This window comes from Pseudomonas sp. TE24901 (genome assembly GCF_054058375.1).
This window is the reverse complement of record NZ_JBSSAF010000028.1, coordinates 1-10,799: the sequence shown is the minus strand read 5'-3', so window position 1 is coordinate 10,799 and position 10,799 is coordinate 1. Positions and strand designations below refer to the sequence as shown.

The 10,799-nt window shown below is 62.9% G+C and carries 9 protein-coding genes and 1 pseudogene; all 10 read left to right on the top strand.

Going from position 1 to position 10,799, the window contains the following annotated elements; genetic code table 11:
- Positions 1-242 (top strand): annotated as a pseudogene (locus tag ACVWVP_RS30620) (hypothetical protein); the annotation flags it as partial.
- Positions 243-531: 289 nt separating this feature from the next.
- Positions 532-2,925 carry a TonB-dependent receptor plug domain-containing protein gene (locus ACVWVP_RS30615; protein ID WP_457409857.1) on the top strand — a complete coding sequence of 798 codons (2,394 nt, stop codon included), beginning with the start codon at positions 532-534 and terminating at the stop codon, positions 2,923-2,925.
- 15 nt (positions 2,926-2,940) lie between these two features.
- Complete coding sequence (locus ACVWVP_RS30610) at positions 2,941-3,906, top strand: amino acid ABC transporter permease (RefSeq protein ID WP_178925927.1); 966 nt, start codon at positions 2,941-2,943, stop codon at positions 3,904-3,906.
- The gene (locus ACVWVP_RS30605) at positions 3,899-4,672 is read left to right on the top strand and encodes an amino acid ABC transporter ATP-binding protein (RefSeq protein WP_178925928.1); all 774 of its coding nucleotides are present in this window, start codon (positions 3,899-3,901) and stop codon (positions 4,670-4,672) included. Before ACVWVP_RS30610 ends, ACVWVP_RS30605 begins: the two co-directional genes overlap by 8 nt.
- 18 nt (positions 4,673-4,690) lie before the next feature.
- Entirely contained in the window at positions 4,691-5,614 is a 924-nt protein-coding gene (locus tag ACVWVP_RS30600; protein WP_259175480.1) for an ABC transporter substrate-binding protein, read from the top strand.
- Between the two features lie 12 nt (positions 5,615-5,626).
- Positions 5,627-7,210 carry a flavin monoamine oxidase family protein gene (locus ACVWVP_RS30595; protein WP_457409853.1) on the top strand — a complete coding sequence of 528 codons (1,584 nt, stop codon included), beginning with the start codon at positions 5,627-5,629 and terminating at the stop codon, positions 7,208-7,210.
- An 11-nt stretch (positions 7,211-7,221) separates the two neighbouring features.
- Entirely contained in the window at positions 7,222-7,656 is a 435-nt protein-coding gene (locus tag ACVWVP_RS30590; RefSeq protein ID WP_178925931.1) for a RidA family protein, read from the top strand.
- Positions 7,657-7,952: 296 nt separating this feature from the next.
- Positions 7,953-8,345: a DUF4398 domain-containing protein gene (locus ACVWVP_RS30585; protein WP_259175476.1), complete on the top strand. Its 393-nt coding sequence runs from the start codon at positions 7,953-7,955 to the stop codon at positions 8,343-8,345.
- Positions 8,346-8,355: 10 nt separating this feature from the next.
- Positions 8,356-9,129: an OmpA family protein gene (locus tag ACVWVP_RS30580; protein WP_457409851.1), complete on the top strand. Its 774-nt coding sequence runs from the start codon at positions 8,356-8,358 to the stop codon at positions 9,127-9,129.
- Between the two features lie 165 nt (positions 9,130-9,294).
- Positions 9,295-10,623 (top strand): LLM class flavin-dependent oxidoreductase, encoded by a 1,329-nt coding sequence (locus ACVWVP_RS30575; protein WP_457409848.1) that lies wholly within the window; start codon positions 9,295-9,297, stop codon positions 10,621-10,623.
- The last annotated feature ends 176 nt before the right edge of the window (positions 10,624-10,799 follow it).

Below are 10,799 nucleotides of genomic sequence, written 5' to 3'. Positions count from 1 at the left end.
TGGATGGCGCGTGGCGGCGGCCCCCCAAATCACTGTCGGATTACGGGCACACCGAGCGTGAGCGAGGTGCCGAGTGTTGGGGCAAGAGCCTTTTGCTTACTTTTGGGCTCTTTCCAAAAGTGAGCCGCTGTAAGAGCGGAACCATAGGCGGCCGTTACCGAAGAAACGGATATGTCCCCAACCTAAAAACATCAATTATTCGAATAAAAATACAATCAGATAATGAAATTCAAGAATATTAGCTTATGCCCAAATAGCATTATATTTTCAAAACCCATTCCGTTATGTTTGAACTCAACAGCCTACCCCTGACCTCGGATGGTACCCATCGTGATTCGGATTCTGCGCCCATAACCGGCTAACCACCCCGCAGCAGAATCGTTGGAAGGGAGTTCAACGTATGTTGTCGATCCAAACCCCGCACGCGCTCCACACCTAGCCCCAAATCGCCGCAACACCCCCAAAAACGCCGAGCACCGCGCACGACCGCGTGCCTGCCCGACTTCGCGATTTGAACCTGCAGGAATGGATATGAAGCGAGCCCTACAACCCACCGCCGTATTCGCCCTGGCCCTGCTGGCCAACCCAGCACAGGCCCAGGACGACAGCACCCTCTCCACCGTAGTGGTTACCGGCAACCGAGGCGCCGAACAACGCACCGTCACCAGCAGCCCGGTGCCGATCGACGTGGTCAGCGCCAAACAACTACAGAACACCGGCAAGCCCGGCCTGATGGAAGCCCTCAGCGCCGTGATCCCCTCGCTGACCCTGCCGGAAAAAACCGGTTGGGACGCCAGTGGCATCGCCCGCGCACCCAACCTGCGCGGCCTGAGTGCCGCCGAAGTGCTGGTGCTGGTCAACGGTAAGCGTCGCCATACCAGCGCCACCCTCAATATCAACGGCATCAACACCGGCGCCGCCCCGGCGGATCTGGACCTGATCCCCATCAGCGCCATCGATCACGTGGAAGTGCTGCGCGATGGCGCTGCCGCCCAATACGGTTCCGATGCCATCGCCGGGGTGATCAACGTGATCCTCAAGGCTGACACCAGCGGCACCTCGGTGACCAACGTCGGCCAGGGTTACGACGGCAAGAAGCAGACCGTGCAGCAGAGCCTCAACAAGGGTTTCGAAATCGGCAACGGCGGCATCGTGCAACTGGCCCTGGATGCACGCAGCCAGAACGACGACAACAAGGCCAGCGCCAACGGCTACACCTACGAACAGGCGTATGGCCTGGCGGGCAAGGCGACCTATGGCGGCTACGGCACGCCCAAGACCAACTTGCTCACCCTGGGCTACAACGCCGAATTGCCGATCGATGACAGCCTGAGCCTGTACTCCTTCACCACCTATTCACGGCGCAAGGCCGAGCAGGGGCAGAACTTCCGTCTGCCGACCATCACCAACACCATCACCACCGGGCCCAACGGCTACCCGTCGGGGTACACGCCCACCTGGTACATCGATGAAGACGACTTCCAGGCGGCGTTCGGCGGTAAAGGCACCGTCGGCGCGTGGGCCTGGGACTTGTCTACCACCTACGGGCGCAACGCGGCAGAGCAGGGCACCACCCACAACCAGAACCCGTCCCTGGGCGAGGCCACGCCGAACAGTTTTACCTCCGGCACCTGGATCTCTACCGAGCTGACCACCAACCTGGACTTCAAGCGCGGCTTCGACATCGGCCTGCAAAAGCCCCTCGACCTGTCCTATGGCTTCGAGCATCGGCGTGACACGTATGAGGTACAGGCCGGTGACTATGCGTCCTATGCCAACGGCGGCTACTGCGTGGCGCCGGGCAATTGCGCATCGTCCGGCGCCCAGGTCACCAACGGCATTTCGCCGGATGAAGAAAGCAGCGCCTCGCGCAACAGCCTCGCCAGTTATGTCGACGTGGGCTTCAACCCGCTGCCGGATTGGTACGTCGGCACCGCCTTTCGGTATGAGCATTACAACGAAGGCGTGGGTGCCACCCGCAGTGGCAAGCTGACCACGCGCTACGACTTCACGCCGCAGTTCGCCGTGCGTGCCACGGTGAGCAATGGCTTCCGCGCGCCGTCCCTGGCTAACAGTCTGTTCAGTGCGCGCTCCACCACCTATGGCGTGGTGGACGGGGTGTATCAGTCGATCAACTACGGCGTGCTGCCGGTGGGTTCGGCGGCGGCCAAGGCGTTGGGGGCGCAGGACCTCAAGCCCGAACGCTCCACCAACTTCAGCCTGGGTTTGACCCTCACGCCCACCGATCGCCTGAACTTCACCGCCGACGCCTATGTGATCAACCTGCGTGACCGCATCACCCTCACCGGCACCTTGCTCGGCCCGGAAGTCACCCAGGTGCTGCAGAACAACGGCATCAACTCCACCTCGGGCGGCCAGTACTTCATCAATGGCGCAGACACCCGTACCAAAGGCCTGGACCTGGTCAGCAACTACAACCAGGACCTCGGCGCGTTCGGCTCGCTGAAGTGGACCGCCGCGTTCAACTGGAACCAGACCAAAATCCTCAATTACAAGGAATCCACGACGATCCTGGGCACCTCGTATGACCTGATGGACCGCCAGGCCCGGGGCCTGATCACCGACGTGCAACCAAAAACCAAGCTGATCCTGGGTGGCGACTGGAGCATCGACCGCTTCAACCTCAACCTGGCCCTGACCCGTTATGGCGCCTACAAAGAGGTCAACGTCTCTGCGGATCGCAGCCTGGATAGGGTCTACAGCGCCAAATGGATCACGGACCTGGACCTTGGCTACAACCTCACCAAAGACCTGAACATCGCTATCGGCGCCAAGAACCTGTTCGACCAATACCCCAAGAAACAAGGCGTGCCGAGCAGCACCATGCTCGCCAGCTACGGCACCTATTCGCCCTACGGTTTTACCGGTGGGTACTACTACACCCGCTTGACCTATGCCTTCTAAGGCGGAGGAAAAAACATGCCCATTGTCGCCAAAACCTATGACCTGATCGAAGACGTGCGCCCGGTTCGCCAGGCGCGTGTCGCCACGCCCATCAAGGCCCTGCACGTGGTGCCAGCGCGGCACCCGTGGCGCTGGGCGGGGTCGATCTTCGCTGCGCTGGTGCTGCTGGCCATCGTGCACTCCCTGGCCACCAACCCGCGCTGGGAGTGGGGCGTGTTCGGCCAGTGGTTCTTCTCGCCGTCGGTGTTGCGCGGCCTCGGCCAGACGCTGTTGCTGACCCTGCTCAGTACGGTGTTCAGCGTGATCCTCGGCACGGCGTTAGCGCTGGCGCGGTTGTCGGGCTCGCCGCTGTTGGCGGCGTTGGCCTGGGGCTACATCTGGTTTTTTCGCTCGATGCCGGCGTTGCTGGTGCTGATCATCCTCTACAACTTTGCCTACCTGTATGACCACATCGTGCTCGGCGTGCCGTTCACCTCAGTGGTGTTCGCCGAGTGGTCGACGGTGGATGTGCTCAGCCAGTTCACCGTGGCCGTGCTGGGCCTGAGCCTGATGCAGGCGGCCTACGCAGCGGAGATCATTCGTGGCGGACTGATCGGCGTGGATGCTGGCCAGCATGAAGCGGCGGCGGCCCTGGGTTTACCGGCGTCGCGACGCATCTTCCGGATCATCCTGCCCCAGGCGCTGCGCTCGATTTTGCCGTCGGGTTTCAACGAGATCATCGGCTTGGTCAAGGGCACCTCCATCGTCTACGTGCTGGCCCTGCCGGAGCTGTTCTACACCGTGCAGGTTATCTACAACCGCACCCAGGCGGTGATCCCGCTGCTGATCGTGGCGACGGTGTGGTACCTGATCATCACCACCGTGCTGACCAGCGCCCAGTACTACGTCGAGCGCTACTTTGCGCGCGGCACGGCGCGGGTACTGCCACCGACGCCGCTGCAGCGCATCCGTGGCTGGCTCAAGGAGAAAACCCATGGCTGAAGCACGCGCCGGGCGCATCCAGATCCAGGGCGTGGGCAAGCGCTTTGGCAACCAGCAGGTGTTGCAAGACATCGACCTGACCATCGACCCGGGCAAGGTCACGGTGATTCTCGGGCCGTCAGGCTCGGGCAAGTCCACCTTGCTGCGCACCATCAACCACCTGGAGAAGATCGACAGCGGCCACATCACCATCGACGGTGAATACGTCGGCTACCGCCGCAAGGGTGACCTGCTGTACGAACTGAAAGAGCGCGAAATCCTCAAGCGCCGCATCGACGTGGGCTTCGTGTTCCAGAACTTCAACCTGTTCCCGCACCTCACCGCCTGGGAAAACATCGCCGAAGCGCCCCTGGCCCACAAACGCTGGAGCAAATCTGAGGCTCGCGCCAAGGCATCCCAATTGCTGGCCAAGGTCGGCCTGGCCGACAAGGTCGACGCCTACCCCCGGCAGCTTTCCGGTGGCCAACAGCAGCGCGTGGCCATCGCACGGGCCCTGGCGCTGGACCCCAAGGTGCTGCTGTTCGATGAACCCACCTCGGCCCTCGACCCGGAACTGGTGGGCGAGGTGCTCGACGTGATCAAGGGCCTGACCCAACTGGGCGTGACCCTGGTGATCGTCACCCACGAAATCGGTTTTGCCCGCGAGGTGGCCGACCACGTGGTGTTCCTCTGCGACGGCCAGTTGATCGAAGAAGGCCCGCCCGAACAGATCTTCCGCCAACCCCGACATCCCCGCACCGTCGCCTTTCTCGGCAAAGTGCTTTAGTTCAAGGAGTGACTGCCCATGTTCATCCCTACTGCCCGTATCGCCTTGCTGGTGCTTGCCGTCAGTGCGGCGCAAACCGCGTTGGCCGTGCAACAGGTCGACCTCAGCCCCGACCGCCCGCGCATCCACGTGCCGCGCAACGAAGCCGCCATCGCGCAGATTCCGCCGGGCTTCAAGTTCGCCCAGCCGGGCAAGTTCACCGTGGCCGTGTCCGGCGTGGCCGGGCCGCCCCTGGCGCTGTTGGCCAATGACGACAAGACCACCATCGGCAGCGAGGCCGACACCGCGCAACTGGTCGCCGACAGCCTGGGCCTGCAACTCAACGTGGTGCAGACCAGCTGGGAAGACTGGCCCTTGGGCGTCAGCTCGGGCAAATACGACGCGGTGATCAGCAACGTCACGGTGACCGAGGCGCGCAAGAAGCGCTTTGACTTCGCCACGTATCGACAGGACGTGCTCGGGTTCTATGTGAAGAGCACCAGCAAGATCAGCGAGATCAAGCAGGCTTCCGACATTGCCGGGCTGAAGATCATCGTCGGCTCCGGCACCAATCAGGAAAAGGTTCTGCTGGCCTGGAACGAGGCCAATGAAAAGGCCGGCATCAAGCCGGCCCTGTTGCAGTACTTCGACGACCAGGCCGCCGCGCAGCTGGCGGTGCAGTCCGGGCGCAGCGATGCGTTGTTCGGGCCCAACTCGGTGTACGCCTATTCGGCGGCCATCACCGGCGGTATCAAACTCGTCGGCACGGTCAACGGTGGCTGGCCGTTGAAAGCCGATATCGCGGTGACCACGCGCAAGGACAACGGCCTGGTCAAGCCGATTCACACCGCCCTCGAAGGCGCGATTGCCGGCGGCCAATACGAACAGGTGTTGCAACGCTGGGGCCTGGATATCGAGCGCGTCGATAAGTCGCTGATCAACCCACCGGGCCTGCCGGATTAAGGAGCATCGAGCATGGGACTGACACGACGTGAAGCGCTGTCGAGCCTCGCTGCGGTAGGCGGGGAAAAGGCGGTCAAGGATGCATTGGCGGTATTGGGCCTGGGGCCGTCTTCGCACCGCCGCCCGCAGCCGCTGAAACTCAAGGAGAGCCTGGGGCAGGGCACCCGCGTGCTGGTGCTGGGCGCCGGGATTGCCGGGCTGGTCACGGCCCTGGAACTCACCCGCGCCGGGTTCGACGTGCAGGTGCTGGAAGCGCGTGATCGGGCGGGCGGTCGCACCTGGACAATCCGCCATGGCGACCGCGTGGACTACAAGGACGGCCGCACCCAGACCGCCGCGTTCGACCCAGGGCATTACTTCAACGCAGGCCCGGCCAGGATCCCCAGCCAGCACCGCACGATTCTCGACTATTGCAGCGAGCTGGGGGTGCCGCTGGAAGTGCTGGTCAACAGCAGCCATGGCGCCCAGGTGCGGCCGGATGTGAACAGGCCCGCGTTCAGCGTGGGCCAGGCGATCAACGATGCGCGCGGGCACGTGTCTGGCTTGCTGGCCAAGGCGGTGCAACGTGACGCGCTGGATGATGTGTTGAGTCACGAGGAGCGCACGCGGTTGCTGGCGTTCCTGCAGGTGTATGGCGACCTGTCGCAGGAGCTGGTCTTCGAGGGCACGCTGCGTTCGGGGCATTTGGAGTCGCCGGCGCATCCCGGCGCGTTGCCTGCCAGTCGCCGCCCGCTGGCGCTGGACCAACTGCTGCACCCGGAGTTGTGGGGCGCGTTGCTGCACACCGAGTTCCCGGAGTTTTCCGCCACCATGTTCCAACCGGTTGGCGGCATGGACCGTATCACTGATGCGTTCTATCAACGGGTGCGCGACCACGTGCAGCTCGGCGCCCAGGTGCGCCAGATCCGCCAGCTGGATGACGGCGTGGCCGTGACCTATCACGACAAACACAGCGGGCGCGAACAGGTGGTGCGCGCCGATTACCTGATCTCGACCTTGCCGTTGCCCTTGCTGGCCAGGCTCGACACCGACTTCAGCGACCCGATCAAGGCCGCGCTGCTCAGCACCCGCAGCGACCAGGCCACCAAGGTGGCGTGGCAGTCGCCGCGCTTCTGGGAAACCGACTACCGCACCTACGGCGGCCTGTCCTGGATCGAACACCCGGCGCGCCTGCTGTGGTACCCGAGCAACGACCTCAATACCCGCGAAGGTTTGCTGGTGGCCGGTTACGTGACCGGGGAGGGCGCCGATGTGTTTGGCGCGCAACCGTTCGAGAAGCAGTACGCCACGTCCAAGGAGGCAGTGGAGTTGCTGCACCCGGGTTATTCCAGACACCTGCGCAACCCGTTGGCGGTGTCCTGGGAACAGATCCCCTACAGCGAGGGCCCGTGGCTGCAACGCGAGCACTTCCCGGCCGACGCCAGTGCGCTGCTCGAAGCCGGCCACGGCCGCGTGTACTTCGCGGGCGACGGCCTGGTGCAAAGCGGCGTGGGTATCTGGCAGGAATCGGCGGCCAACTCGGCACGCCATGTGGTCGGGCAACTGGCCGAACGCGTGACTCAACAACGACAGATCGCGGCCCTTGCCGCCTCCTAAGGAGCTTCATCATGAGCGACAGCATTCAACGTACCAGCCTCGGCGACTTCCCGATCTCGCAAACCGTCACCGTCCCGGCCTCGGCCAGCCTGATCTTTGTCAGCGGCACCTTGCCCGACCTGCACGACGCCAACGCCCCGGCCGGTACGCCGGCAGCCTATGGCAACACCGAGGTGCAGACGGTGTCGGTGTTCAACAAGCTGCGCAAGATCCTGCGCCAGCAAGACCTGGACCTGGGCGATATCGTGCAGTTGCGCGTGTTCCTGGTGGGCGCTGAAGAAACCGGCGGCAAGCTGGACTTTGCCGGGTTGCAGGCCGGCTATACGCAGTTCTTTGGCACACCGGAGCAACCGAACAAACCGGCACGCACCGCGTTGCAAGTGGTGGCGTTGCCGTTGCCGGGGGCCTTGGTCGAAGTCGAAGCCATCGCCGCCAGAAGCTCCTGAACCACCCCGAAGCGCCCTTTACCTGTAGTGAGCGGGCTTGCCCCGCGCGGCGGCGTGTCGGCCACCTAAAATTTACCTGACACGCCGCTGCGGTGTGTCAGGTGTCTCACACTTGTCTGGCACACCGCGGCGCGGGGCAAGCCCGCTCACTACAGGGTTTTGTTTTTATTGGGAAAATTCCTACATTGTGGCCGGAGATTTCATCGCTTCTGCTCGACCTTTACCTCCTAGGATGGCCCCCTCGCTTGACCCCAAGCGAGGGGGCATCAGGCCCGTAAATGCCTAGGAGTCAAACCATGAAAATGACCTGTGTGAGCAAACGCCTGCGCCGCTCGGCCTGGGCCGTGATGGTCGCGGGTGTGCTGGCAGGCTGTGCCGCGACCCCGCCATCCGAGCATAAAACCACCCTGGCCCGTGATTCGGTCGGGCGTGCCCTGGCCGCGCAAGCCACCCAATTCGCACCGCTTGAGATGAAAACGGCACAGGACAAGCTGGCCCGCATGGAGCAAGCCATCGGCGAAAAAAATTACGTCCTGGTCGACAGCTTGGCCGAGCAGATCGAAGTCGACGCCAACCTGGCCGAAGCCAAGGCCACTGCCGTGCGTAAACAACAGGTCTTGAACCAGGCGCGCGAGGGCATCCAGGTGCTCAAGCAGGAAATGCTCAACGCCCCCGCGACCACCCACTGAGGAGCCTCCCATGCGTGCCACTCTCGTCATTCCTGTTCTGTCGGCCCTGACCCTGGCCCTGGTCGGTTGCGCCACCCCACCGGAAAACCCGCAACTGCTGCAAGCCCGTAGCCAGTTCTCCACCCTGCAGCAGAACCCTGCGTCCAACACCCTGGCGGCGGTTGAAACCCGCATTGCGTCCAACGCGCTGGACCGCGCCAACCAACTGTCCCTGCACAGCCGCACCGACCCGAAGATCGACCAGCTGGCGTACCTGGCGACACAACGAATCGCGGTGGCCGAGCAAACCATCATCAGCCGGCAAACCGATGCCCAGCTCGACAACATCGCAGTTGACCGCACCCAGGTGCAGCTCGACGTGCGCACCGCGCAGCTCAAGGCGTTGCAGGCGATGAAGGCCCAGCCAACCGAGCGCGGCCAGGTGGTTACCTTTGGTGATGTGCTGTTTGATACCGGCAGGGCCGACTTGAAGCCCGGCAGCCAGCGCGACTTCCAGGCACTGGCCGACTTCCTGTTGCAGAACCCGGAGCGCCAGGTGCGTGTCGAGGGTTTCACCGACAGCACTGGCGGCGATGCCTTCAACCAGAGCTTGTCCGAGCATCGCGCCCAGGCCGTCGCCCGTGGCCTGCAACGGCTCGGCGTGGGGATCGAGCGCATGGCCGTCATCGGCTACGGCAAGCAGTTCCCGGTGGCCGATAACCTGAGCGCACAGTCGCGTCAGTTAAACCGTCGCGTGGAAGTGATCGTGTCCAACGATGGGTCGGCGGTCAGCGCACGGCGTTGAACCGGGTGGCTTTTTGTTATGCCGCTATTGGATGAAGATGTTGTTTAGAAATCAATATTTTTCATAATTAGCATAGATCAACAAAGCCTTTCACAAGCGCCACCCACGGGCATTAAGGTCATTCTCCACGGCAAGCATCGCTGCCATCCACGGAGGACTTCCTTGATGCCCACCCCTGCTCGGCAACTCAAGTTCGGCGCCATTCTCACCGGCGTCGGCACCGCACAGAACGAATGGCTGCACCCGCAGATTCCCGGTGATGCCAGCGTCAATATCGACTGGTATCGCGCCCAGGCACAACAGGCGGAAGCCGCCAAGTTCGACCTGGTCTTCATCGTCGACAGCCCCTACATCACACCCGATTCAGCCCCGCATTTTCTCAACCGCCTGGAACCCTTGACGCTGCTCTCGGCGCTTGCCGGCGCCACCTCCAAAATCGGCCTGGTGGCGACGCTGACGACGTCCTATACCGAACCGTTCAACGTGGCGCGCCAGTTTGCCTCCCTGGACCATATCAGCGGCGGCCGCGCCGGTTGGAACGTGGTCACCACGGGCCTTGAAGGCGCCGCTGGCAACTTTGGTCGCGAACAGCACATCGACCATACCGAGCGCTATCGCCGTGCCGCCGAACACCTGGACGTGGTGCAGGGGCTGTGGGATTCCTATGAGGACGACGCCTTTGTGCGGGACAAGCAAACCCGAGTGTTCCTCGACCCGCAGCGTCAACATCGCCTCGACCACCACGGCGAGTTTTTTTCGGTCACTGGGCCGCTGAACATTGCCCGTTCGGCCCAGGGCCAGCCGGTGATTTTCCAGGCGGGCATTTCCGAATCCGGGCGCAGCCTGGCGGCCAACTATGCTGAGGGCATCTTTGCCGGCGTAGGCAATTTCGAAGACGCCCAGGCGTACTACCGGGACATCAAGCAACGCACCGCCGCTGCGGGGCGCAACCCGGATCACGTGACGATCCTGCCGGGCATTTCGCCGATCATTGCCGACACCGATGAGCAGGCCCAGGCCATCGACCGTGAGCGCAATGGCGAGCTGGACCTGGATAAAGCCTTGGTGCAATTGGGGCGGCCCTTCAACTACCACGACTTCAGCCAATATCCGCTGGATGAGCCGTTCCCTGAATTGGGCGACCTGGGCAGCAATGGGTATCGCGGGCATGCCGAGCACATCAAGCACGTAGCGCGTGAGCAGGGGTTGACGTTGCGTCAGGCGGCGTTGCGGTTTGCCAAGCCGTTTTCCAGTTTTGTCGGTTCGCCCAAAACCGTGGCGGATGAGATTGAGCGTTGGTTTGTGGAGGGGGCGGTGGATGGGTTCAATATCCATGTGGGCGCGCCGGAGGATTTTGCGCGGTTTACCGATCAGGTCTTGCCATTGCTGAGGGCGCGGGGGTTGTTTCGCAGTGAGTACAGTCACAGCACGTTGCGGGGGCATTTGGGGTTGCCGGTGCCGGTGAATCGGTATGCTTCGGAACGGGTGGCGTAGGGGGGCGGTGTGAATATCCGTTATTTAGGTGATGGCGGGTTATGGTTCCGCCCTTACGGCGGGTCACTTTTGGAAAAGAGCCCAAAAGTAACCAAAAGGGCTCTTGCCCCAACACTCGGTGCCTCGCCTAGGCTCGGCATGCCCTCACTCCGGCTTGAATCCGTGGGCCGCCGTCA